General features: G+C 41.8%; 27 protein-coding genes and 2 other annotated features. Of the genes, 4 read left to right on the forward strand and 23 right to left on the reverse strand.

Features of this window, described 5'->3' with window-relative positions; translation table 11 throughout:
- Positions 1–2 precede the first annotated feature (2 nt).
- The 4 genes from pheS to FD05_RS09485 form a co-directional block, all read right to left on the reverse strand.
- Positions 3–1,052 carry a phenylalanine--tRNA ligase subunit alpha gene (gene pheS, locus FD05_RS09470; RefSeq protein WP_020280169.1) on the reverse strand — a complete coding sequence of 350 codons (1,050 nt, stop codon included), beginning with the start codon at positions 1,050–1,052 and terminating at the stop codon, positions 3–5.
- A 46-nt stretch (positions 1,053–1,098) separates the two neighbouring features.
- Positions 1,099–1,317 (reverse strand) — a binding site (T-box leader).
- Between the two features lie 37 nt (positions 1,318–1,354).
- Positions 1,355–1,705 (reverse strand): winged helix-turn-helix transcriptional regulator, encoded by a 351-nt coding sequence (locus tag FD05_RS09475; RefSeq protein ID WP_020280167.1) that lies wholly within the window; start codon positions 1,703–1,705, stop codon positions 1,355–1,357.
- A 29-nt stretch (positions 1,706–1,734) separates the two neighbouring features.
- Positions 1,735–2,241: an HD domain-containing protein gene (locus tag FD05_RS09480; RefSeq protein WP_020280166.1), complete on the reverse strand. Its 507-nt coding sequence runs from the start codon at positions 2,239–2,241 to the stop codon at positions 1,735–1,737.
- A 70-nt stretch (positions 2,242–2,311) separates the two neighbouring features.
- Positions 2,312–3,082, reverse strand: coding sequence for a TrmH family RNA methyltransferase (locus tag FD05_RS09485; RefSeq protein WP_020280165.1), 771 nt, complete (start codon positions 3,080–3,082; stop codon positions 2,312–2,314).
- A gap of 42 nt (positions 3,083–3,124) precedes the next feature.
- On the opposite strand from FD05_RS09485, the gene FD05_RS09490 reads away from it, so the two are divergent.
- The 3 genes from FD05_RS09490 (at position 3,125) to FD05_RS09500 (ending at position 6,501) form a co-directional block, all read left to right on the forward strand.
- The gene (locus tag FD05_RS09490) at positions 3,125–3,409 is read left to right on the forward strand and encodes an acylphosphatase (protein ID WP_039932314.1); all 285 of its coding nucleotides are present in this window, start codon (positions 3,125–3,127) and stop codon (positions 3,407–3,409) included.
- A 68-nt stretch (positions 3,410–3,477) separates the two neighbouring features.
- Entirely contained in the window at positions 3,478–4,503 is a 1,026-nt protein-coding gene (yidC, locus tag FD05_RS09495; protein ID WP_020280163.1) for a membrane protein insertase YidC, read from the forward strand.
- Between the two features lie 141 nt (positions 4,504–4,644).
- Positions 4,645–6,501 (forward strand): cation:proton antiporter family protein, encoded by a 1,857-nt coding sequence (locus FD05_RS09500; RefSeq protein ID WP_020280162.1) that lies wholly within the window; start codon positions 4,645–4,647, stop codon positions 6,499–6,501.
- Between the two features lie 48 nt (positions 6,502–6,549).
- On the opposite strand, the gene FD05_RS09505 is transcribed toward FD05_RS09500, so the two are convergent.
- Entirely contained in the window at positions 6,550–8,259 is a 1,710-nt protein-coding gene (locus FD05_RS09505; RefSeq protein ID WP_020280161.1) for a HAMP domain-containing histidine kinase, read from the reverse strand.
- Positions 8,256–8,942 (reverse strand): response regulator transcription factor, encoded by a 687-nt coding sequence (locus FD05_RS09510; RefSeq protein WP_020280160.1) that lies wholly within the window; start codon positions 8,940–8,942, stop codon positions 8,256–8,258. Before FD05_RS09510 ends, FD05_RS09505 begins: the two co-directional genes overlap by 4 nt.
- A 255-nt stretch (positions 8,943–9,197) precedes the next feature.
- On the opposite strand from FD05_RS09510, the gene adhP reads away from it, so the two are divergent.
- Positions 9,198–10,214, forward strand: coding sequence for an alcohol dehydrogenase AdhP (gene adhP, locus FD05_RS09515; RefSeq protein ID WP_020280159.1), 1,017 nt, complete (start codon positions 9,198–9,200; stop codon positions 10,212–10,214).
- Between the two features lie 121 nt (positions 10,215–10,335).
- On the opposite strand, the gene rpmF is transcribed toward adhP, so the two are convergent.
- The 17 genes from rpmF to nrdR form a co-directional block, all read right to left on the reverse strand.
- On the reverse strand, positions 10,336–10,512 hold the full coding sequence (rpmF, locus tag FD05_RS09520; RefSeq protein ID WP_008856889.1) for a 50S ribosomal protein L32: 177 nt from the start codon (positions 10,510–10,512) through the stop codon (positions 10,336–10,338).
- Between the two features lie 54 nt (positions 10,513–10,566).
- On the reverse strand, positions 10,567–11,121 hold the full coding sequence (locus tag FD05_RS09525) for a DUF177 domain-containing protein (protein ID WP_020280158.1): 555 nt from the start codon (positions 11,119–11,121) through the stop codon (positions 10,567–10,569).
- Between the two features lie 84 nt (positions 11,122–11,205).
- Positions 11,206–12,342, reverse strand: a complete 1,137-nt coding sequence (locus tag FD05_RS09530) for a nucleotidyltransferase (RefSeq protein WP_020280157.1) — start codon at positions 12,340–12,342, stop codon at positions 11,206–11,208.
- 14 nt (positions 12,343–12,356) lie between these two features.
- Positions 12,357–13,112, reverse strand: a complete 756-nt coding sequence (locus FD05_RS09535) for a class I SAM-dependent DNA methyltransferase (RefSeq protein WP_020280156.1) — start codon at positions 13,110–13,112, stop codon at positions 12,357–12,359.
- Positions 13,112–13,468, reverse strand: coding sequence for a ribosome silencing factor (gene rsfS, locus FD05_RS09540; protein ID WP_020280155.1), 357 nt, complete (start codon positions 13,466–13,468; stop codon positions 13,112–13,114). The genes FD05_RS09535 and rsfS overlap by 1 nt, the downstream gene beginning before the upstream one ends.
- A 9-nt stretch (positions 13,469–13,477) precedes the next feature.
- Positions 13,478–14,089 (reverse strand): bis(5'-nucleosyl)-tetraphosphatase (symmetrical) YqeK, encoded by a 612-nt coding sequence (yqeK, locus tag FD05_RS09545; protein WP_020280154.1) that lies wholly within the window; start codon positions 14,087–14,089, stop codon positions 13,478–13,480.
- Positions 14,079–14,711: a nicotinate-nucleotide adenylyltransferase gene (locus tag FD05_RS09550; protein ID WP_039932311.1), complete on the reverse strand. Its 633-nt coding sequence runs from the start codon at positions 14,709–14,711 to the stop codon at positions 14,079–14,081. Before FD05_RS09550 ends, yqeK begins: the two co-directional genes overlap by 11 nt.
- A 12-nt stretch (positions 14,712–14,723) precedes the next feature.
- Positions 14,724–15,035, reverse strand: a complete 312-nt coding sequence (yhbY, locus tag FD05_RS09555) for a ribosome assembly RNA-binding protein YhbY (RefSeq protein WP_020280152.1) — start codon at positions 15,033–15,035, stop codon at positions 14,724–14,726.
- A gap of 14 nt (positions 15,036–15,049) precedes the next feature.
- Positions 15,050–16,186, reverse strand: coding sequence for a ribosome biogenesis GTPase YqeH (gene yqeH, locus FD05_RS09560; RefSeq protein ID WP_020280151.1), 1,137 nt, complete (start codon positions 16,184–16,186; stop codon positions 15,050–15,052).
- A gap of 8 nt (positions 16,187–16,194) precedes the next feature.
- A complete protein-coding gene (locus tag FD05_RS09565; RefSeq protein WP_338033313.1) occupies positions 16,195–16,776 on the reverse strand; it encodes a YqeG family HAD IIIA-type phosphatase in 582 nt (193 codons plus the stop codon).
- A gap of 15 nt (positions 16,777–16,791) precedes the next feature.
- Positions 16,792–17,148, reverse strand: a complete 357-nt coding sequence (gene rplT / locus FD05_RS09570; protein ID WP_020280149.1) for a 50S ribosomal protein L20 — start codon at positions 17,146–17,148, stop codon at positions 16,792–16,794.
- A 49-nt stretch (positions 17,149–17,197) separates the two neighbouring features.
- Positions 17,198–17,395, reverse strand: coding sequence for a 50S ribosomal protein L35 (gene rpmI, locus FD05_RS09575; RefSeq protein WP_008856901.1), 198 nt, complete (start codon positions 17,393–17,395; stop codon positions 17,198–17,200).
- A 33-nt stretch (positions 17,396–17,428) separates the two neighbouring features.
- Entirely contained in the window at positions 17,429–17,938 is a 510-nt protein-coding gene (gene infC / locus FD05_RS09580) for a translation initiation factor IF-3 (protein WP_020280148.1), read from the reverse strand.
- 38 nt (positions 17,939–17,976) lie between these two features.
- Positions 17,977–18,114: a sequence feature (ribosomal protein L20 leader region), on the reverse strand.
- An 88-nt stretch (positions 18,115–18,202) separates the two neighbouring features.
- The gene (gene thrS / locus FD05_RS09585; protein WP_020280147.1) at positions 18,203–20,146 is read right to left on the reverse strand and encodes a threonine--tRNA ligase; all 1,944 of its coding nucleotides are present in this window, start codon (positions 20,144–20,146) and stop codon (positions 18,203–18,205) included.
- Positions 20,147–20,480: 334 nt separating this feature from the next.
- Positions 20,481–21,440 (reverse strand): primosomal protein DnaI, encoded by a 960-nt coding sequence (gene dnaI, locus FD05_RS09590; RefSeq protein ID WP_020280146.1) that lies wholly within the window; start codon positions 21,438–21,440, stop codon positions 20,481–20,483.
- Positions 21,441–21,450: 10 nt separating this feature from the next.
- On the reverse strand, positions 21,451–22,851 hold the full coding sequence (locus FD05_RS09595; RefSeq protein ID WP_020280145.1) for a replication initiation and membrane attachment family protein: 1,401 nt from the start codon (positions 22,849–22,851) through the stop codon (positions 21,451–21,453).
- On the reverse strand, positions 22,852–23,346 hold the full coding sequence (gene nrdR, locus FD05_RS09600) for a transcriptional regulator NrdR (RefSeq protein WP_039932306.1): 495 nt from the start codon (positions 23,344–23,346) through the stop codon (positions 22,852–22,854).
- Positions 23,347–23,354: the final 8 nt, after the last annotated feature.

Consider the following 23,354-nt stretch of genomic DNA (forward strand, 5'->3'; position numbering starts at 1 on the left):
ATCTAATTACCCCTCTTACTGAATTGATTTAAGAAGCGGACATCATCCAAATAGAAGTCACGGATGTCATCAACACCATATTTGAGCATAGCGAAACGATCTGGGCCAACTCCAAAGGCAAAGCCACCGTACTTCTTCGAATCAACACCTGCCATGTCCAAAACATTTGGATGAACCATGCCGGCACCCAAGACTTCAATCCAGCCAGTGTGCTTGCAGACGTCACAACCTTTGCCCATGCAGTTAAAACAAGTCACATCGACTTCAACTGAAGGCTCAGTAAATGGAAAATAACTGGGACGGAGCCGAATATCAAATTTATCACCAAAAATATTTTGGGCCATGGTGATTAACGTTCCCTTCAAATCGGCCATGGTGACGTGTTCATCGATGAACAGGCCTTCAACCTGATGGAATTGATGTGAATGGGTCGGATCATCGGTATCACGGCGATAAACGATTCCTGGTGATACCATCTTCAAAGGTCCCTTCGAAAAATCATGCTTTTCCAAGGCTCGGGCCTGCATAGGTGAGGTTTGGGTTCGCATCAAAATTTCTTTACTTATGTAGAATGTATCCTGCATATCTCGTGCTGGATGATTCTTAGGTAAGTTCATCATTTCGAAGTTATACTTATCCTCTTCAACTTCAGGACCGGACAAGACTTCATAACCCATCCCTAAGAATAAATCGACAATTTGATCGATGATCTGTTGAATAACATGTGGTTGGCCCTGCGTAACGGGTTTACCCGGCATAGTGACATCAATCTTTTCTGAAGCCAGTTGCTCATTCAAAGCAGCATCTTCCAATTTTTCTCGATGATCGGCAACCGCCTCAGTAATCGCATCGCGAATCTTATTGGCATAACTACCAACTTCTGGACGCTCTTCGGGGGTTAAATCTTTGATTCCACGAAGTGCAGCGGTGATTGGCCCCTTCTTACCAAGTAAATGCACCCGGATTCCATTTAATGTCTTTAAATCGCTGGTTTGCTGAATATCCGCAAGCCCTTGTTCTTTGATCTCTGTTAATTGATCTCGCAGTGACATAGTATCCCTCCAGTTCTATTTTTAAACACAAAAAAAGCTTCGCCCAACAAGGGACGAAGCAACGCGGTACCACCCTAATTTGCTGTCTCAAAAGACAACACACTTAAGACATCGTTAACGGTGATTACCCGGAAATTTTTTGTTAAATAACGCCCAATTTCAGCTCGAAAAATGAATTCGTGAAGATCCCCTACTTCGTTTTCACCAACCACGAAGTCTCTCAGATAGGCAATCAACCTACTACTTTTTTCTCAAACGCTTTACATTAGTGAATAATAAGCTAAAACGAAAAAATGGTCAAGCTACTTTTTAATGCTTGGATACCATTTTTCTGACCATGTATGAATCTCATGCATGATTGGTGCCAATTCCTTGCCTTGTTCAGTCAATGAATACTCGATCAATGATGAGTCATCGTGTTCAGTTCTGATGACAACGCCATCTTCTTCAAGCTCACGCAAACGCTCAACCAATACTCGGTCACTGCACTTAGGAATTTGTCTGGCGATTTCACGGAAACGTAAAACACCTTCCTGAAGGAGGACGTCAATGATTAAACCATTCCATTTCTTACCAAGGAATGAAAAAGTTTTTTCAAACTTTGGACACAAATAATAATTGATTGCATCTTGTAACCCAATTACCTGTCGCATATAAATTCCCCCTCTCAAAATAAAAATTGTTATTTGGTTGCTGTGGTTCCTTTAACTTGTTTTTTTAAAGTTTCAAACTTGGCTTTAAGTGGACTCACAAATTCGTGAACTGCTTCATAGTCGTCAACCAGTGAAACAATGACACTTTCTTCATACTTTGGTCGTGCGAGTGTTAACCCCCACATGTGCTTCAAAATAATGTCTTTTTCCATTGGTGATAACTTTGTGATCCGTTCGGCATTCCGCAAGGCAACCCGTGGGTGAATAAATGCGTGAGAACCTAAATCAAACTTGGTAGTTCTCCAGTCGTAGAAAAACAGATCATGAAGCAGACCAGCACGAGCAACTGCACGATAGTCTAAACCCCTTCTTTTGGCAATCTTGTAACTGTCAAAAGAAACAGCAATGGAATGTTCAAGTCGAGTTGAGTGATGGTGTTGAGTATAGTTAGCCAATTTCTTAACCATATCAGTTGCCATCAGGTCAGAAACTATTTCACGATACTCAGAATCGTTTTTCCATTCATCCTTTTGCATGTAATACCCCTTTGTCTTTATTTATCAACATGATACTAGGTATTGCCCCAAATATCAATGAAAACGAACCTTATTTAACAAACTTGAAAAGTAATATCCCAGTCGCAACGGCCACATTCAAAGATTCAGCTTCACCGTTCATTGGAATGTAGAGGTTTTGGTCGGTCTTTTCCAAAATTGCCGGATCAACCCCGTTACCTTCATTTCCCATAATCAGTGCAAATTGTTTCGTAGGTGTTATATCATAGTAGGAAATGGCTTGATCATTTAACTCGGTGCCATAAGTTTTGACTCCGGCATCCTTAAACGCAGCCATCCACTCCAGAATGTCTCCGGTAAAGAGCTTCATATGAAATTGACTGCCCTGCATTGAGCGAACCACTTTCGGGTTGTAAAGATCGGCTGACCCCTTGCCAAAAACAATGCCATCCAGGCCTGCAGCATCCGCAGTCCGAACCATTGTTCCAATGTTACCAGGATCTTGAATGTTGTCCAACAGCAACCAGGCACCCTTTAGATCGCTTGGAATCTGCTCATGATAATCCTCGGTTTCCAAGACGGCGAAAACGCCTTGGGGTGTTTCGGTTGAAGAAATATGTTTGGCGATTTCCGGAGTGATCAAGAAGACTTCAGTATCGTCGTCGACTGGCAAATCTCCAAGGTAGCTTTCATCAACAACCATTAATTGTTTGATTGCCTGACGATGTCGAATGGCTTCGTCAACGATATGCCAGCCTTCAATCACGTATTGACCGGATTTAACTCGGCCTTTTTTGGACTGCATCTTAGTCCACTCTTTAACACGGTTGTTCTGATTCGAAGTAATTCTTTCAATATCCATAAATATCTCTCTTTCTTAATTCAATGATAGGTGGTCTTAAATGTGAATGACAATATTAAAACCGTTAAAATGAACGCTTCCGGACGAGTCCAAGGTGTCGGCTTCAGGTGGGCAACGATTCAGATTGCAGAATCCTTGGACATCTCCGGCTGGGTCAAGAATGAACCGGACGGCAGCGTTTCGATTCTCGCCAGTGGCAGTCATGAAAACCTGGATCATTTCATTGAAAAAATCCGCCAGTCACCAACTTCATTTGCCAAAGTAAGAAGTCTTCAAATCAATTATATCGCGAAAAGGGTTAATAAAGGGTTTAATGTTAAATATTAAATTGAAAAGCAGTCGATAATCTAGTAAGATTGTTTTGTTTACGTACTAACTTAAGAAAGGTCTTACTCATGAAAAAAATTAAACACTTAACCACTCTCGGATTACTTTCCGGTATGGCCCTACTTTTAAGTGGCTGTGTCCGCACGACTAAGTCAGGTAAGCCGTATGGTGCAGTTTACGATTACTTGGCTCGTCCAGCACAAGGGATCATGGAATGGATTGCCCAGTTTGTTGGCAGTTATGGCTGGGCAATCATCGTATTGACTGTTGTTGTGCGATTGTTCCTGCTGCCAATCATGGTTCGCCAAATGAAGGCTTCAACGATCCAACAAGAAAAGATGCAGTTAATTCGACCACAGATGGCTGAACTGCAGAAACGAACCAAAGCTGCCAAAACGCCTGAAGAGCAAACTGCTGCCAGCCAAGCGATGATGGCCTTGTACAAGCAAAACGGGATTTCAATGACCGGTGGAATTGGTTGTTTACCACTGCTGATTCAAATGCCAATTTTTACTGCTTTGTATGCTGCTATTCGTTATTCACCTGAATTGTCACACACGGTCTTCATGGGAATCCGACTTGGCCAATCAAGCTGGCTGTTAGCGGTCTTGTCGTTTCTTTCCTACCTATTACAAGGGTACATCGCAATGCTGGGGACACCCGCGGCTCAGAAGAAACAAATGGGTGCCATGATGTTGATGAGTCCAATTATGATCTTGGTATTCACACTGACAGCCCCAGCTGGCTTGGGCATTTACTTCTTCATCGGTGGACTGTTTGCGTGTGTTCAGACATTAATTATCAATATGTATCGACCAAGAATTCGAAAGAATATTGCCAAGGAAAATGAAGGCAAAAAAGTCGTCACAGTTGAAGATTTGATGCCGAGCCCCGCCCCGGTCGAAAATGAAAAACCAGCTGGCCCGAATGTGCACGAACGCAACCGGCAACGCAACTCCGGCAAGCAGCAAGTTAATCACAAACCTGCATCTGCTGCAAAACAGGCAACCACTTCAAAGCCTGCACCAAAGCAAACTGAGAAGCCAAAATCAAATAGGAAGAGAAATGCTGGCAAGCAGCAAAGACATCATTAATAGTATCTAATCGGCCAATCACATCTTAGGGTGTGATTTTTTTATCGCCGTTAAAATTTTTGGACTCAATTTCACCCGAACTAAGCCCATGAATGGTAGGATATTCATGGATATTTTTCAAGAAAAGAGTTGTTGAGGTTTATGAACCAATTATCACTACTAATCATTCTGCTGGCTGCCCTAGTCATCCCTTTGGCAATGGCACGCTTTAAGATTACTTTTCTACCCACTGCCGTTGTGGAGATCATCGTTGGTGTCTTTTTGGGACCATCAGTTTTTAACTGGATTGCAACCTCCGAGACACTCAATATTCTCCAAAACGTCGGGGTTATTTTTCTATTGTTTTTGAGCGGCATGGAGATTGATTTCAGTTTGTTCAAAAGCAAGCCCCGTGAACTATCACCTTTAGCCGCCAAAAATCAGCAGAATCAGCCTAAGTACTCAGTGCTTAAAATTGCATCAGTTGCTTATGGCACAATTATTCTGATGTCATTTGTAATGGCTTATATTCTTAAATTGACTGGTCTCTTCTCAGATGTTTGGTTGTCAGCCATTCTCTTCATGACAATTTCATTAGGGATTGTCATTGCTGGTCTGAAAGAAAAAGAACTGCTCAGTAAACCGTTTGGCCAAGCAATTCTTCTAATTGCCGGCCTTGGTGAAGTGGTCCCGATGATCGGGCTGACGTTTTACGCATCGGCATATAGTCCACATTCAAAATCATTATGGCTAATCTTATTGATCTTGGTTGCCGCAGCGCTGTTGTTCTGGCGATTTAAAGCTTTCTTTCGCTTCTTCGACCAAATCAATAAATCCACCACCCAAGTTGATATTCGCCTATCATTTTTCATGATCGTAACCTTGGTGACGGTGGCGGAATCCGTTGGTGCCGAAGGAATCCTAGGGGCATTTTTAGCTGGAATTGTCATTAAGCTGCTTGAACCACACGAGGAAACCAAAGTACGACTGGATTCAATCGGCTATGGTTTTTTCATCCCGATTTTCTTTATTATGAGCGGCGTTAATTTAAATCTACGACAATTGATTACTAATCCTCAGACACTCATTTTAATTCCAGTCATTTTTGTTGGGTACGTTTTGGCAAAATCATTAGTGTTCACAGCACTGAAATTACGCTTTAAAAATTCAAATTCGATTGCCGGAACTGCAATGACTGCCACAACCATTACTGTGGTATTAGCGGTCTTACAAGTTGCCAGCCACCTGCATCGAATCACCAATCAACAATCCGGCGCATTCCTTCTCTCTGCTGTGATTACGTGTGTCGTTGGTCCGTTGATTTTTAACAAACTATATTCTTCTGAGTCTGAGGATTTAAAGAAAACAACAGTCCATTTTATCGGCACCAACCTCACCACGGTTCCAGTGGCCCAACAATTAGCAAAGGGCTGGTATGACGTCACAATGTACACTAATAATCAGCACAACTATCGGGCATTTAACAGTGAAACGACCATCCAGCTCTTGGATAGTTTGGATCCTGAATTCATGATTAAAAATGGTGTTTTCGATGCGGATGTTGTCGTCCTGGGTCAAATTAATTCCGAAAAGAACTATGAATTAGCTAAAATTGCGAAAAAGTATGGGGTTAACCGCGTGATCGTCCGCTTTGAAGATCGCAATATTTTGGATGACCGTCGGGATGAACTCAATCGGCTGGGTGTGGAGCTTTACAACACGCCAGACGTCAATATCAGCATGCTCAGGGCTTTAATTGAATCCCCATCAACTATGCGGCTGATGACTTCAACAGACTCCAGTGTCTATGAGGTGGCTCTCAGGAACCGTCGTTATGCGGATATCCAGGTTCGGAACATTCCATTTATCGATAAGGTCACAATTACCCAAATTTATCGTGACAAACGCTTTATCCGACCATCTGGGGGCACTTCATTGAAGTTGAATGATCGAATTATTTTCACCAGCAGTAAAGCAGAAGCCCCGGAAGTTCGCAGAGAACTTGGGAAATTAAATTAGACCAATCAAAAAGAGTTGAAGCGGATTGCTTCAACTCTTTTTGAATACTTACTTATCTTCATCAGGATGTGAATGATTTGATTCATTACTGGAGTCATGATGATTTTGGCTTTCCTTTGAGGTGTCCAAAATACCCTCTGGCAAACCATTATCTTGATCGGCAGTATCATGTTTCTGCTCTTCCTTGGACGTATCCAAGATACCTTCAGGAAGATCATTCTTTTCATGTTGGTCTTTGTCGTCTTTGATCTGAGATTCCATCTCTGCTTCATCAGGCATATCCTGCATGATCGGCAAGTTAACTTGGAAAATTGAGCCATAGCCCAGAGAACTCTCAATGGAAATGTTCCCATGGTAGGCTTCGATCAGCCGATGCGCAATTGAAAGACCCAGACCGTTACCGCCCTTATCTCGACTACGAGCTTTGTCAACTCGATAGAATCGATTGAAGACCTTTTGTTTGTCCTCTTCAGAAATACCTTCACCAAAGTCTTGAACGGCAATATTAACCATCGACATCGATGTTGACATTGATAAATGGACTTCTTTGCGTTTTGTTGAATATTTGATTGCGTTATCCATTAAAATGACCAATACCTGTTCCAAATGGTTTCGGTAAATTTTAACGTAAATATCGTTGTCCGTGTCGTCATCAAAGGTAAACGTGAAATCTGGATGAATCATTTTGAAATCGTTATATACCTGGGCAACCACTTGGTTAACATCCGTGATTTCCTCACCATAGTTGATTTCAATCTGCTCCGCACGTGAAAGGTCCAACATTTCAGAAACCAAACTCTTCATTCGGTTAGTTTCCTGCAGTGAGGCTTTCAACGATTCTTCCAAGACTTCAGGATCGTCTTTCCCCCACCGCAGCAGCATATCGATGTGTCCTTGAATGACCGCTACAGGGGTTCGCAGTTCATGGGAAACATCTTCAACGAACTGTTGCTGCTGATCGATATATCGTTGCATTTGGTCCAGCATTCCATTTAACAAGTCAGCCAAATCAGTCAACTCATCGTTTGATCTGAACTGTGGGATTCGGGCATCTGAGTCTGGATCGCTTTTAACTTTATTAATAGTTTTTTGAATATCGTTAATTGGCCGCAGTAATTCTTGTGCCAAAAAGTAGGCGAAAATCATCGCAATAATAACAGAAATCAAAACCAGGATAATTAAAATCACCAACAGCTTATTAGCCGTTGATCGATAATTATCCAATCGATCGGTGACCTGTGCATAGCCAACCAATGAACCATTCTTCTTTGAGAGTAAGGGCTCAGCCCCCACCATGACTTGACGGTGGTTCTGTTTGGTTGTAAATATTTTTCGTTTGCTAGCAGAATAGAATTTCACTGCACCTTTGCGAGATTCAAACAATTCCTTACCGTTAACGCTGTAAACATTTACCAAAATGTTGTCACGAGAAAAATTTACAATTAAAGAATTCGAGTACAAGTCGTTGCCATCCGCCTGGGTTATCTGATCATTATCCTCGCTAATTTTGGGCTTAAGATAGTAAGCCACATCACTCTTACTCAATGGGGATGAATAATTAGAAAGCCTGGAAGACACAGTGCTCAAAGTGTTGTCAATGTGTGATCTCTCCTGTTGCAACAGCACATTTGTGAATCGATTAAAAATTAAAGCTGAGAAGATAACAACAATCGCTAAAACACCAATGGACGTAAAAAACGCCCATTTCCATTTTAGCGATGTCTTTCTTCTTTTTGATTGTGTGTTGGGTTGGTTCATGACCGCATCACGTACCCCGTACCTCTAACTGTTTGAATATAACTATTTTCACCGGGACGATCAATCTTGTTTCTGAGGTATCTAATGTAAACGTCAACCACGTTGGTTTCAACTTCGGAATCATAGCCCCATACCTTGGTAAGAAGGACATCACGAGCCAAAACCACATCAACATTTTCCATTAATGTCAGGAGTAATTCATATTCACGCTTTGTGAGGTTGATCACTTCATCTCCACGACGGACAATTCGGCTTTCCTTTTCAATGGTCAAATCTTTAAAGGTAACTGATTTTTTGTTGCTCTTTTGTTGGTCGTTTTCGATTTGAATTCGACGAAGTAATGCCCGAATTCGAGCCAATAGTTCTTCAATCGCAAATGGCTTAACGATGTAATCATCGGCACCGTGATCAAATCCGGAAACGCGATCAATCACAGAATCACGAGCAGTCATCATAATGATTGGTGTGTTCTTCTTTTCACGTAATCGACGAGCAACTTCCATCCCATTAAGTTCTGGCAACATTAAATCCAGCAAAATAACATCGAAATTCTCATCCAATGCAGCTTGCAGCCCTGTTCGGCCGTTTAACTCAACCTGGGTATCATAGCCTTCGTGCTTTAATTCCAGTTCGACGAATCGGGCTAAATTCTTTTCGTCTTCAATAATCAAAATTCGACTCATAAATAATCAGCTCTCCTATAAATTATCTTAATTTGTTTATTAGTAACATAGAAACCTTTTAACATAACTCTCATTTTACCATAATTATGAGAGTTTTAGGCTTTTACTTTGATAAAACTTATAAAAACCAATGAAATTGGGTGGAAATATTTTTCACTTTACCCATATTTGTGCAAATATTCACTTGATAATTATAATTTCTGTGGTTATACTGTATTTGTTTGAAAATATATTACAAAAAGGATGATTAAACCTATGAAAGCTGCTGTTGTTAGAGATCCCGTTGACGGATACGTTGATATCAAAGATGTTACTTTACGTCCCATTCATGAAGGTGAAGCACTCGTTCAAGTCGAATATTGTGGATTATGTCACACAGATTTGCATGTTGCTGAAGGCGATTTTGGTAAAGTCCCCGGCCGCATTATTGGTCACGAGGGTGTTGGTAAAGTGATTCAAGTTGCCGACGACGTCACTAATCTAAAAATTGGTGATCGCGTTTCAATCGCGTGGTTCTACAGAGGTTGTGGCCATTGTGAGTATTGTATCACTGGCCGTGAGACTCTTTGCCGCAACGTTCAAAACTCTGGTTATACAGTTGATGGTGCCATGGCTGAACAAGTCATCGTTCCAGCTGACTACGCCGTTAAAGTGCCAGAAGGACTTGATCCAGTTGAAGCAACTTCATTAACTTGTGCCGGTGTTACCATGTATAAAGCCCTCAAAGTTGGTGACACTCGGCCTGGTCAATGGGTTGAAGTAGTCGGCTGTGGTGGTCTGGGTAACTTGGCCGTTCAGTACGCACATAACGTTTTTGGTGCCCACGTGGTTGCCGTTGATGGTAACGATCAGAAACTCCAAGCAGCTAAAGAAAACGGTGCTGACATCTTAATCAACCGTCATGATCCAGACGTTGCTGAACAGATTCAAAAGAAGGTTGGCGGCGTTCATAACGCACAAATCACCGCAGTTACAACCGACGCATTTACCACTTCTGTTAACGCATTACGCCCAGATGGTAAATTAGTTGCCGTCGCCCTCCCTAAGGGTGACATGGCCTTGAACATCGATAAGACCGTTCTTGATGGTATTCAAGTTGCCGGATCACTTGTTGGTACCCGTCAAGACCTTGCTGAAACATTCCAGTTTGGGGCTGAAGGTAAAGTTAAACCAATCGTTCAAACCCGTCGTCTCGACGAAGTTAACGACATTATCGACGAAATGAAAGCTAACAAGATTGTTGGCCGAATGGTTGTTGATTTTACCAAATAAGTTGTAATCTAAAAAAATGAGGGCAATCAGCGAAAGTGATTTCGTTGGTTGCCCTTTTTAATGTAAAAAAGTGTACAAAAAAACCAATTTAGAATCCATGGCGTTCTAAATTGGTTATTAATTACTTGTTATCTTTGATAACTTTACGGCCTTTGTAAAAGCCTGATGGTGATACGTGATGTGGCATGGTGTATTCACCGGTCTTTGGGTCGAGGCTCAAATTAGGAGTCGTCAACTTGATGTGACCGCGACGCATGCGCTTTTTAGCTTTAGAAGTTCTACGTGCTGGTGTAGCCATTCTTTTTCCCTCCTCGTAAAAATAAAATATCCACTAGTGAAATTTTAAGTCCAGCTACTTTGAATCACGATTTTTAAAAAAGTTCTTCAATTCTGCTAGACGTGGATCAACAGTTTTTAACTCTGCCTTCTGCTTGCTGTAGTCATCGACTGTCATAACATCCCAGTCATTACCACTTGGCATCTCTTTGCCTGCAAGTTCCTCAGGAGACAGGACGTGCATAGGAATATGCAAAATCACATTATCAACAACTGCCCTTTGCATATCCACCATATCATCTTCATCTAAAACGAAGACAACGTCATCTTTACCATATCGGGATTCAGCAGCCTTGGTTGGAACATAAAATTCCTCAACTGTAAAATCAAGTGGTAAATCAACGGGTGTGAGCGAACGTGATGATGGCACCACAAGCTTTCCAACAATGTGGGAGTCAATAATTACGTCACCCTGATCGGCAAATGCAGTCCCTTCAACTTTAAAGTCGGAAGCATCGATGACCTCATCGGCATATCGATCTAACAAATCGGCTTTAATCTGAAGGTTCTCATTGAATGTGAAAGGATCAGTATCTGAGTACTTTTGCAAGTCTCTAAAGTACCATTTCAATATAATTCCTCCAATGCAACAAAACTTATTATACCGGCAACAAATAGGCTTGTCAAGGCAATTTCCTTGATAGGAGTTTACTGATTATTCAATGATTATTGGGTGTCGATAAAAATCCTGTGACTGGCCGTTAATCATTTGTGTCAGCATGCCACCCCGAAAGTCCATTTGAATCGTGTCGGCAACAACATCATCATTAACTTTGGTAATCAAAGGTACTGCAAGGTCACCTTTGATCTGATTCAAATAGTGCTGGCCTTTTGAATTAAACCCCAGCAGACGGACGTATCCGTCTGTCTGAAGCATATCATTGCTGACTGCATGTAACAAGACATAAGTGCATAAACGTTGAATACGCGTGTAGGTGTAGCGTTTAGTTTTGACCAAATGAAGGAATTCAGCGAAACTTTCCGCCTTAATAGCGGCACGTTTGAGCCGATATTCAATGCCCTCGGTCATTTGATAAATCTGATGAAGTTTTTCAACGGGGTTCTCGACCAACTCAAATCGTAAAAACGGCCAAAAATCATCCCAAGTCATCATTCGATCATGGTGAATCATGGCTAAAGTCGATTCTGGAACCACTCTTTCCAGATCACCTGAATCATCGTCGTGAATTGCCTGTCGAATAGCAGAAGCACTCGCAATGGCACCCTGATGGTCAATCTGAACATCATCATGCTGGCTACCGACACGTTGCAGTGGAACCAACTGCAGCGGTTTCCCAGCGTCAAAATTTGCCTTTGCGTAACCAAAGCCCAAAATATCATTCGGCTGATTCAATCGAATACCAGTTTGATCGTACAAATAATCTTGAAAAATCGAAGCATATGGTCGATCAAACTTCTTGAAGCTTTCCGGATTCTCAGGTTGATGATCAATCAATTGTTGATAATCCATCTGAGGGTGTTCGGCGCCGAATGCCAACCACCTGCATTTCATTTGGGCAGCCAAGTCCACTGCTCCTTTTGCGAACAAATGTGAAGGCTGAACAGCTGAAAATAACGGCAATTCAATGACCAAATCAACGCCGCCTAATAAAGCTGCTTTGGTGCGCTGCCATTTATCATACGCTGCCGGCTCGCCACGCTGCAGCCAATTGCCACTCATCAAAGCAACGCTCACGTCAGCGCCAGTAACCTCTTTGGCCTGGTTCAGCATATACGAATGGCCATTATGAAATGGATTGTATTCAGAAATTATCCCCACTGCCTGAAGCATGTCTGTCGACTTCCTTAATTTGTACTGGTATTAAAGAACCACCGTTTGGTATCGCGAATGAATGGCTTGTCACCGAAGTCTGTGCTGGTGAGTGTGGTCATAAAACCAGCTGCACTTAACATTTTACGAATTGTCATTTCATCATATGCCCGTTCACGATGAATTTCATTGTACGCATCGTAAGCGTCCTTTTGCTCGTTATATTGAAAGAAATTCAACTCATGTTCCACAGACATTGGTGCAAAGTCGCCTTCATAACTGGTCCACATGAAGGCAGCATCTTCGCTGCGATAATTATACATATAACCTGGGTATACTTCAGTAACCTGATAAGGTGAAATCATGTCGAATAGAAATTGACCATTCACACTTAAATGATCATGGACCGCTTCAAAAGTTGCTCCCAGATCATCAGGATCAATTAAATAATTTAGTGAATCATCAAAACAAGTAATGAGATCATATTGATCAAGTCCGTCCATGGTGCGCATGTCAGTTTGAATAAAGGGCACGTCAACTTTTGCCTGGCGTGATCTCTGCTCGGCAATTGTTAACATGTCCTCTGATAGATCGGCGCCAGTCACCTGAAAACCCATTTGAGCTAATTTGATAGCTAAACGGCCGGTTCCACAAGCCAGATCTAAAATTTTCAGTTCTGAGCGATCTTTTTGAATGCCCTTTGTCTGAATTTCAACAAAATGCGCCCAACGATCATACAGGGTGACGTCAAATAGATCATCATAAAATTTGGCGAATTCTGTATAAATCATTATGCCTCAACCCATGAATCAGTGTTGACGATTGGTGCATCTGACCACAACTTTTCCAAGTTATAGAAGTCCCGGACGTCCTTTTGGAAAATATGGACGACCACATCCCCAAGATCAATTAAGATCCAACGAGCCGACTCTTTACCAGATACGCTGTAAACGTTGACGTCGCCAGCTTCAACTTGGTCAACGATTTCGTCGGCAATGGCTTTAACCTGTCGGCTTGAGGCAGCGTCAGCAATGACAAAGTAATCTGCCATCAAACTCACCTTTTGCATATCCAATACAACAATATCGTTAGCCCGTTTGCTATCTGCGGCACGTACAACAACTTCTGAAATTTCTTTACTATTCATATTTACTCCTTAATCTAATCCTGAGCTTGGTACCCAACTATTATAGGTAACAATTGTTTGCGGAAAGACGGGTTTATTGTGAGCGACCAGATATTCCAACGTTTGTTTGGTCTGGTAAGCCACCCCATCCTGCAGGTTATTCATGGTAATCTTGCGTGCTTCATCGACACCCGGAAAGTCCCTGCCGGGTTCAATATAGTCCGCCATATAGACAATTTGTTCCAGTGGTGTCATATACTGATGCCCAACTGTATGGTACCTGACGGCATTCAAAATATCAATATCTGTAATCTGCAGCTCATTTTTGACGAATAACCAGCCAACCACACCGTGCCAAATTGCGTTGCCATAATTCAACAATTCAGGATCCAATTGATATTCCTTGATTGCCTTGATAAAATCGGCATCTGGCCGTTGCTTGGCATAATCATGAACCAGGCCGCCAATCGCTGCTTTCTCAATGCTGACACCATTTCGTTCAGCTAAATCCATAGCGGTTTGTTCAACCCGCAAGACATGCTGAAATCGGTGATCGGTCAGAGCAGCGTGCAATTTACCAACCAATTCATCCCTCGTATAGGGAACAAAATGGCCTTGATATGTTAGTTGATCATTTTTCATATAAATGGTTCTCCTTTATATAATGTTCAACAGCAGATGGCACCAGGTATTTGATAGACTGATGTTGACGCATCTTGGAGCGAATCAGTGACGATGAAATATCAATAAATGGTACATCAACCCAAATAACCGGATACTTGGAAGCAGGCGTATAACCATCGCGTTTAACGCCCACAAACGAGACTAGTTTAACTAAGTCGTCAATTCGATACCATTCGGGGAGATAGTTGACCATATCACCGCCAATGATGAAATAATACTGGTTTTCGGGATGTTGCTGAGTCAACTGTTTCATTGTGTCATACGAATAACTGACCCCACCGCGCATGATTTCGGCCATTTCAATTGCAAATTTGGGATTATCCCGAATTGCACAATTGATCATGGCAACTCGATCCTTAGCGTCGATGGCAAACTTTTTGTCAACATGCGGTGGATTGGCATCGGGCATGAAATAGACTTTGTCGAGGCCCAGCTGATCCAGCACCTGTTCGGCAATGATGAGGTGCCCATTGTGAATCGGGTTGAAAGTCCCTCCAAGAATGCCTATTCGTTTGCCCTTCTTTTGCGTCACAGTTTTAGTTTGCGTTAATGTTTCGACATTATTCATAACATTAGCCATACTCAGTTACCTCTATATTGCAAAAACTTCATTTGATAATTTTTGCTTATTTGTATCTTTGGATGGTTTGAACAAGACCAACGTCTTACCAATTGTTTGGACAACGGTGACATCGCTTTTGGTTTCAATATAGTCTTTGATATCATCAACGGTTGCAGTTGAATTTTGTAAAACGTTAATCTTGATCAATTCTCTTGTATCAAGGGCTTTTTGAATCTCATCCAACCAAACAGTTGATAAGCCGTTTTTGCCGACTTCAAAAATTGGCCGTATGCGATTGGCGTTGGCTCTTAAAAAACGTTTTTGTTTTCCTGTTAATTTCATAAATACCTCTTTATTTAAATCATTGCGGGGCGCATCAACACTGAAACACCCTTTGGCGCCCACCCAGTGACCGAAACACCTTCGGGAATGGTTACCCAGCCGAGGCCCTCAATTACCAAATCACTTTTTTCAGTAGATTTGAATTCATGAGGTTCCAATGGTGGAAAATCATCTTTCTGGTCTTCGGTCGGAGGCGTCAAGAATGAACCAACATGGCTGGCATAAAACTCATCTGCATTCTCCAGCTTAGTGCGATGAATGAATAAGTTATTTTCTGCATAGACGGTAAAACCATGACGCTTGTCACCGGCATTGTAGTCAAATCGAGCAACTCCCGCAAAAAACAATGTTTGACCAGGGTTTAGTTGATATCCCTTCGGCTTAATCGTTTTTTGTGGTTTCACCAAGTTCAGTTCTTTGCCAGATAAGTGATGAGCCATTTGTTCCGGTTGAATAATTCCTGGCGTATCAACCAGATTGTGACCATCATTTAATGGAATATCAATCCGATCCAAAGTCGTTCCTGGGAAACGTGAAGTGGTGATCAATTCTTTGATACCAGTCGACTGCCGAACAATCGAGTTGATTAAAGTCGATTTACCAACATTAGTCACACCAACAACGTAAACGTCTTTGCCTTTACGATACTTCTCAATTTGATCCAATAAACGATCAATATCAAAATTGGTCTTTGCAGAAATGAGTTCGACATCGATTGGTCGAATACCGGCAGCATTAGCTTGTTGCCGTAACCAATCCTTGACCTTATTCTTCTTCAAGGCCTTTGGCAGGATATCTAACTTATTACCTACCAGCAAAACGGGATTGTTCCCAACAAATCGATGGAGTCCCGGAATCATGCTGCCATTGACGTCAAAAATGTCAACGACATAGACGATCAACGAGTCAGTATCAGAAATACTTGTTAACAGCTTTAAGAAGTCATCATCTGATAAACTGACGGGAGCAATTTCATTATAGTGTCGGAGTCTGAAACAACGTTGGCAATAGACTTCCCCATTTTCAAGCCCCTTTTTCAAAGCAGATTCAGGGGTATATCCAAGTGCGTCCTTATCTGTGGTCTGAACAGTTGCGCCACAACCCACACAATGAACGACTTCACCGTCAACAACAACTTCATTATTTGCCATAATTCCTCCTATTTCCAATGTAAATCAGGGTATTTTTTAGATAATTTATTCCACACAATCTTTTCAAAATAACGATTGATGGTGGTGTTCCAAGCATCATCGCGCACTAGAGGCTTTACCAAAATACTGCGAACACCGCAGCTATTGGCAGCAACCACGTCGGTCATTAATTGATCCCCGATCATAACAGTATTCTTTTTTGTTAAATTAAACTCTTTCAAAGCGTGCCGAATACCGATGGTCAGTGGCTTCATTGCCCGAGGAACAAATGGTAATTCATAATCCTGAACTGCCCTTTGAATCCGCTTGTGACTGTTGTTAGAGACGACAATCACTTTAATGCCATATTTTTTGTTTTCTGATAACCAGTCGCGGAGTGCTTTGGACCCCTTCTTGGAATTCCAAGGCACCAGCGTATTATCCAAATCGGTTAGAACACAGTTGATATTATGATCCCTCAGGAATTGAGGAGAAATTGTATAAATATCCCCAATCATCCATGTTGGTTTAAATCGAGACAACATATGTCGCTCCTTAAATATAGTAAATTTATTTAAAAAAACTTCCACCAAACTATCGGTGAAAGTCATTTTAGCACATCAAAATTACTTAAGTACCTTTTTAGCTTCGTCAGTGAGTGCTTTGAAAGCATCTGCATCATTAACAGCTAAATCAGCAAGCATTTTACGGTTCATGTCGATGTTGGCAAGCTTCAAACCGTGCATAAATTGGCTGTAGCTAAGGTCGTTAAGACGAGCAGCAGCGTTAATACGAGCGATCCAGAGTTTACGGAAGTTACCTTTGTTGTTACGACGGTCACGGAATGCATAAACCTGTGACTTCATAACTTGGTCTTTGGCAGTCTTGAATAAACGAGACTTTCCACCGCGGTAACCCTTAGCTAATTTTAAAACACGCTTACGACGTGCATGTGTGACTGTTCCACCTTTTACTCGTGGCATTTTGAATTCCTCCTATATTTTAAAAAAATGATTGATTGTATAGTTGATTTTATAGATGTGGCAATAACTTCTTGTAAGTCTTGATGTTAGTCTTGTCCATCATACTAGTACCACGAAGTTGGCGACGTTGCTTCTTTGTCTTACCGTGGAAACGGTGACTTGTGTAAGCATTGGCACTCTTAAATCCACCGTTGGCAGTTCTCTTGAAACGTTTTGCTGCAGCACGGTTAGTTTTTTGTTTAGGCATTGGTAAAAATCCTCCTCAAGTATTTAACAACTATTATTTTTGATCTGGGTCTTTTGGTGAAAGCATTAAGAACATGCTTCTTCCGTCCATCTTAGGTCGTTGAGTAACGGTGGCAACGTCAGCCGTATCAGCAGCCATTCGGTCAAGAACTTTTCGACCAATATCCTTATGAGTAATGGCACGTCCCTTAAATCGAATTGATACACGAACTTTTTCGCCCTTGGCCAAGAACTTCTTGGCGTTCTTCAACTTGGTGTTAAAATCGTTCACATCAATTGTTGGGCTTAATCGGACTTCCTTGACACTGATGACTTTTTGTTTCTTACGAGATTCACGTTCCTTCTTCTGCAACTCGAAACGATACTTCCCGTAATCAAGAATCTTTGCAACCGGTGGTTTTGCCTTTGGAGCAACCAGAACAAGATCTAAATCGGCGTCTTCAGCTAACTGAAGCGCTTCTGACTTAGTCTTAACACCAAGTTGATCACCATTAGCACCAATCAAACGAACCTCACGCGCACGGATTCCATCATTAACCATCATATCTTTTGCTATGGTACTTCACCTCCGAATAGTTTGAAAAAGCAGAAAGAGAGCGGGCACAGAAATGCGCCCGCTCTCAATTAAAGACCTTGGATAACCAAGTTCTTACTCGATATCATGCCCAGCAAACTTAGAAATTTACTCAGGCGAGAAGCGGGTAGCTCCTGCTTTCATTTGAACAACTATTAAATAATATCATCTAATCACTTATGTGTCAACTGCGAACCATTGACCTCCTAAATAAGTGAGAACCTGAAATGAAGATTACTCTTCCCGTGAATATGAAGCAATATCTTTGGATACTTCATCAATGAAGTCTGGAACGGACTCTGATTGGGTATCCTGTTCACCATATTTACGAACTGAAACGCTGTTGCCGTTAACTTCTTCATCCCCAACAACCAATGTGTAAGGAATCTTGTGGGTCTGGGCATCACGGATTAAGTAACCCATCTTTTCAGCACGGGTATCAACAGATGAACGAATCTTCAATGCACGAAGTTGATCATTAATCTTCTTGGCATAATCAAGATGTTTGTCTTGGCTGACAGGAATAATCTTAACTTGATGTGGGGCCAACCATGTTGGGAAAGCACCCTTGTAGATTTCAGTCAGGTAGGCAACAAATCGTTCCATAGTTGAAACCAGGCCACGATGAATCATAACTGGTCGATGTTGTTTGCCATCTTCACCGATGTAGTGGAGATCAAAACGCTCTGGGAGCATAAAGTCTAATTGGATAGTTGACAAGGTTTCTTCGTTACCAAGAGCCGTCTTAGTCTGAACATCCAGCTTTGGACCATAGAAAGCAGCTTCACCTTCAGCTTCAACGTAATCCAAGCCCATTTCATCCATGGCACCTTTCAACATTGTTTGAGCACGGGTCCACATTTCATCGTCGTCAAAGTACTTTTCAGTGTTCTTAGGATCACGATAGCTCAGACGGAAAGTGTAGTCGTTAATGTCAAAATCGTGATAGACGTCAACCATCAAGTTCAAGATATTCTTGAATTCTTCTTGAATTTGGTCAAGGGCAACGAATGTGTGACCATCGTTCAAAGTCATTTCACGAACACGTTGAAGTCCTGACAAAGCACCTGATTTTTCATAACGGTGCATCATACCAAGTTCAGCGATTCTCAATGGTAACTCACGATATGAACGGATGTGGTGGTTGTAAATTTGGATATGGCTTGGGCAGTTCATTGGACGTAATTCAAGCTCTTCGCCATCACCCATGTCCATTGGTGGGAACATGTCTTCACGATAGTGATCCCAGTGGCCAGATTGCTTGTAAAGATCAAGGTTGGCAAGAACTGGGGTGTAAACATGTTGGTAACCATTGGCAACTTCCTTGTCAACGATGTAACGTTCGATGGTTCTTCTGATTGTGGCACCATTTGGCATCCAGTAAGGAAGTCCGGCACCAACTTTAGGATCCACAAAGAATAAGTCGAGCTCATTACCAATCACACGGTGATCACGTTCGTGAGCTTCTTTTCGCTTCTCAAGGTCAGCATCCAATTCCTTTTGCTTGTTAAATGCAGTCGCGTAAATCCGTTGGAGCATTGGGTTGGATGATTTGCCTTGCCAATAGGCACCAGCAACTGAGAGCAACTTGAAGATTTTAACTTTACCGGTTGATGGTAAAACAGCACCTTCAGCGATTGACTTAAAGTCACCGATTTCAAAGAATTTAACTTTACCGTCGACCTCATTTTCCTTAACCAATTCCTTTTGGTAAGGATCGTCGCCAGCAACTTTGGCGGCTTCGTCAGCACTCAAGAAGACAACCTTGATTGGCAAATCCTGCTTGATAATTTTGTGCATTGATTGGCTCAAGCTCTCCAATTGATCAACACTAATTTGAGTGTCGGGCTTGTCAGTATCAACGAAGAACCCGTCTTCATCAGCGTCACTTTGGCCGAAATGAATGTTATCAAAGTCATTGGCAATTGCCATCTTCAAAATTTGAGCAGCAGTTGCACGTAAAACGCTCAAACCGTCATCACTGTCTGAAGTGATAATTTCGATCTTGCCGCCCTTATGTAAAGGCTCGTCATTATTGACAAATTTACCGTCCAGTTTAGCTGCAACGGCTTTTTTACCTAAACTCACAGCAATTGACTTGGCAATATCTTCTGAAGTGATACCGTCGTCAAACTGTTTAACACTACCATCTGGAAATTCAAACGAAAGTTGTGACATATTTCTTACTCCCTTTATATATTTTATTGGAGCCACAAAAAAAGTCCCTAACACACTTAATAAAGTATGTCAGGGACGCAATTAGCGCGGTTCCACCCAAATTGGATTTTTGGATACAAATGTCCAAAAAGCTCTCAAGTGGCTGCTAACGGTACCAACCGGGAAAGCATTATCCGCAATCCATTCTCAAAGAGTGGTAGCAATTAGTTTCTAAACAAATGGTCTTCCAGGCTAGAACCATTCTCCCTGTGATGAGAAGTAATTGTCATGTCTCTTTGATTCATTGACATTTAGTATAGAGTTGCCTTTCAAAAAAGTCAATCCAATTTGCAAATTAAACTGGTCGCCGATTCTTTCCGGTCATTTCAACTTCCCGTGACAGGAACTTAATTCGCTGCATCAAACGTTTTGCTTTCAAAGGTTCATCGTCACCCTTTTGGTTAATTCGTAGGTGCTCTTGTTCCAGCTGATCCATTGAAAAGTTTGAAGTGAAGAACGTCGGTAGCTGTTGTTGCATCCGATACTCGAGAATAACGCCCAAAACTTCATCGCGAACCCATGAAGACATGGAGTCAGCACCAATATCGTCAATCATCAGGACTGGCGATTTTTTGATCACGTCAATTTTTTCTGTCACCGTGTTGTCGGTAATGGCAGATTTCATTTCAACCGCAAAACTTGGAAAGTGAACCATCGTTGTTTGGATGTTATTATCTGCAAGTTCGTTGGCAATGGCACCCGTCAAATAAGTCTTACCAACCCCGAACGGACCGTATATGTACAGGCCAGGATGGAAAGTCTTGGGATCTGCCTTCATTTCATCAATAAAACTAAGGGCCATCGATAAGGCGGTAAATCTGGCAGGATCCGGATTGTTGGGATCTGCCCCTTCAAATTTAGCGATTCGGGCATTTTTGATGTCTTTAGGCATTGAAACGGTTCTGATTCTCCGAGCTAAAGATTGGTTACGCTGCTTTTCAATGACCTCTGGAGATGCCGAATACGAGATATCAATCAGATGATCATTAATCACCAGTTGTGGTAAATATCCCGGTGCAAAGGACTTCTTTTTATCTTTAATTTGGTTCTTGACGTTAACATACTCATAGAGTTTTGATGCTGAACGGTCAACGGCATTATCAGCGAGTTCATCTCGATGGTCACTCAAAAATTGGGCAATCTCAGGATCATTTTTGATCTGATTGATAATTCGCTGAAACCCCTGACTGACATTCCCACCCTTGAACTGACGATCTTGCATCAATTTTTTAACGAAATCACTTACTTTTTCCATTCACTCTCACCTACTTCCCGGTTTTACTTCCCGGTTTTTTTAATTTATCCAATTGTGCTTTGAGCTGTTGTTTCTGCGCTTCAGTTAACTGAGTTGATGAATTGGATTGCTGCGCCGATTGCTGATCGTCTTTTGCCCAGTCTGGTAATGTTTCTTTCACATTGACTCGACGCTGCTTGTACTTCGAAGCACGCTGATCGGCTTTTTTCTTCAGTTCAATTGGCCGTTGCTTAATTGCATTGATCGCTTTTTCAGCGTTAGAAATATCATGTTGTGACCAATCGTCAGCAATTGTTGACATCAGGTTCTTATTGAGTGTTGAACGCTTTTCGTCCACCAACAGATAATAGATTAAAATGTTGATCACATCGTTGGGCAGTGCCCGCAAGTTGACCAATTCGCTGAGTGTTCGCTGTTCACCGCTGGTCACAATTCCATGTTTTTGCTTTTTGATTTGTCCTAAGAATTCGACTGGCGCCAATTGTTGACTAATGGAAATCAGCTGTTGAGTTGCTTGGTCAAAATTGGTAGCAGCTGCTGGACGAGACTCTGTTACTGTTTGGGGCCGAAGGGTACCATCAGCCTGATGTTGATTAAAACCATCCTTAATAATTGCCTTGAGTTGATTTTGGTTTAGCTCATTGGTATTCAAATTCGTCGCTTTTTGAATTAGTTTGGCCATTTGAATTTCGTCAATTCCATAAAGCAAATGTTCAGATAAAATCAAGTTTCGAGCCGCTTTCACACTGTTTTCATCCACGTAAGAGTTTTCAAGCATGCTTAATAAGAGCCTGAAATCAAAATGGTCACTGTCAGGCTCGAAGGTATTGTCATCGGCGTTCCCAGTTGACTGCACAATCCGCTGCTTAGCTTCATTGATCGTTCCTGGAATATTTTTAACCAGATTTTGTGGAACATGAAATGCTTCCAACAAAGAAGTTGAAATGTCGGTGGTTTCTCCTAAATTGGGCGTCGGTGCAACCATGCGTTCAACAATCTGTTGGTACGTCCCTTCGCCAACTTTTCCCAGAAGAATAATTGACAAAATGTCAGTCCGTAAAAATTGTTCAGCCGATAACGGTAGGTTCAACGAATAGACCAACACATCCGGTTTCTTGGCAGAAACCAGTGTGTTGATCAATTTAACTGCTTCCAACTGCTTTCTGATCGTAACCAGCCGATCAATCTTACAGTTCAGCATACTTTGAATTTCATAGTGTTTATGCAAGATCAATTGGTTGTGGTCATTCAAACTCATTGACCACAGTAAATTGTATAATGCCAACGCTTTTTCACCAATGATTGGTAAATACAAGTTGGTCAATACACTGTGATCCAAGCTACGATTAATATGGGAATTAGTAACCAGATATTTCGTATCAGGCGTGATTTTATCGAACGACTCTGTCATTTACTTGTCCCCCGAATGATCCTGGTCCTGATTCTTTTTCTTATCCTTTTCCATAATTTCTTTGAGCTCTTTATAAAAGACTGACATATCCTTGAATTGACGGTAAACACTGGCAAATCGGATATAGGCAATCTCATCCAAATTAACCAGGTCTTCCATGACGTACTCACCAATCTGCTGGCTAGACACTTCATTTTCACCCAATGATCGCAGCTTATTTTCAACCCGATCAACCAAATTGGTGATCGCATCCATCGAAACCGGCCGTTTTTCAGCGGATCGGACAATCCCTTTTAATAACTTTTCTCTGTTAAATTCTTCACGGTTCCCATTTTTCTTCACAACTAATAATGGAGTTACTTCAACCCGTTCAAATGTTGTGAAACGAAAACCGCAGTGTTCACATTCTCTTCTTCGTCTAATGACCCGGCCATCATCTGTTGGTCGGCTGTCGACTACTTTGGAGCCATTGTATCCGCAATGAGGACATTGCATGGCGTTCA

The sequence above is a fragment of the Lentilactobacillus otakiensis DSM 19908 = JCM 15040 genome (assembly GCF_001434145.1).
Lineage (GTDB): Bacteria > Bacillota > Bacilli > Lactobacillales > Lactobacillaceae > Lentilactobacillus > Lentilactobacillus otakiensis.

Coding starts and splice junctions, on each gene's coding strand:
- FD05_RS09565 (WP_338033313.1), bottom strand. CDS start 16,776: ATGACTTTCACCGATAGTTTGGTGGAAGTTTTTTTAAATAAATTTACT.
- rpmI (WP_008856901.1), bottom strand. CDS start 17,395: ATGCCTAAACAAAAAACTAACCGTGCTGCAGCAAAACGTTTCAAGAGA.
- pheS (WP_020280169.1), bottom strand. CDS start 1,052: ATGTCACTGCGAGATCAATTAACAGAGATCAAAGAACAAGGGCTTGCG.
- yidC (WP_020280163.1), top strand. CDS start 3,478: ATGAAAAAAATTAAACACTTAACCACTCTCGGATTACTTTCCGGTATG.
- FD05_RS09510 (WP_020280160.1), bottom strand. CDS start 8,942: ATGAGTCGAATTTTGATTATTGAAGACGAAAAGAATTTAGCCCGATTC.
- FD05_RS09480 (WP_020280166.1), bottom strand. CDS start 2,241: ATGCAAAAGGATGAATGGAAAAACGATTCTGAGTATCGTGAAATAGTT.
- FD05_RS09530 (WP_020280157.1), bottom strand. CDS start 12,342: ATGCTTCAGGCAGTGGGGATAATTTCTGAATACAATCCATTTCATAAT.
- FD05_RS09550 (WP_039932311.1), bottom strand. CDS start 14,711: ATGGCTAATGTTATGAATAATGTCGAAACATTAACGCAAACTAAAACT.
- rpmF (WP_008856889.1), bottom strand. CDS start 10,512: ATGGCTACACCAGCACGTAGAACTTCTAAAGCTAAAAAGCGCATGCGT.
- yqeK (WP_020280154.1), bottom strand. CDS start 14,089: ATGAAAAATGATCAACTAACATATCAAGGCCATTTTGTTCCCTATACG.
- adhP (WP_020280159.1), top strand. CDS start 9,198: ATGAAAGCTGCTGTTGTTAGAGATCCCGTTGACGGATACGTTGATATC.
- rsfS (WP_020280155.1), bottom strand. CDS start 13,468: ATGAATAGTAAAGAAATTTCAGAAGTTGTTGTACGTGCCGCAGATAGC.
- FD05_RS09500 (WP_020280162.1), top strand. CDS start 4,645: ATGAACCAATTATCACTACTAATCATTCTGCTGGCTGCCCTAGTCATC.
- rplT (WP_020280149.1), bottom strand. CDS start 17,148: ATGCCACGAGTAAAAGGTGGAACAGTCACACATGCACGTCGTAAGCGT.
- dnaI (WP_020280146.1), bottom strand. CDS start 21,440: ATGGAAAAAGTAAGTGATTTCGTTAAAAAATTGATGCAAGATCGTCAG.
- yqeH (WP_020280151.1), bottom strand. CDS start 16,186: ATGGCAAATAATGAAGTTGTTGTTGACGGTGAAGTCGTTCATTGTGTG.
- FD05_RS09485 (WP_020280165.1), bottom strand. CDS start 3,082: ATGGATATTGAAAGAATTACTTCGAATCAGAACAACCGTGTTAAAGAG.
- FD05_RS09535 (WP_020280156.1), bottom strand. CDS start 13,112: ATGATTTATACAGAATTCGCCAAATTTTATGATGATCTATTTGACGTC.
- FD05_RS09595 (WP_020280145.1), bottom strand. CDS start 22,851: ATGACAGAGTCGTTCGATAAAATCACGCCTGATACGAAATATCTGGTT.
- yhbY (WP_020280152.1), bottom strand. CDS start 15,035: ATGAAATTAACAGGAAAACAAAAACGTTTTTTAAGAGCCAACGCCAAT.
- nrdR (WP_039932306.1), bottom strand. CDS start 23,346: ATGCAATGTCCTCATTGCGGATACAATGGCTCCAAAGTAGTCGACAGC.
- infC (WP_020280148.1), bottom strand. CDS start 17,938: ATGATGGTTAATGATGGAATCCGTGCGCGTGAGGTTCGTTTGATTGGT.
- FD05_RS09475 (WP_020280167.1), bottom strand. CDS start 1,705: ATGCGACAGGTAATTGGGTTACAAGATGCAATCAATTATTATTTGTGT.
- FD05_RS09505 (WP_020280161.1), bottom strand. CDS start 8,259: ATGAACCAACCCAACACACAATCAAAAAGAAGAAAGACATCGCTAAAA.
- thrS (WP_020280147.1), bottom strand. CDS start 20,146: ATGTCACAACTTTCGTTTGAATTTCCAGATGGTAGTGTTAAACAGTTT.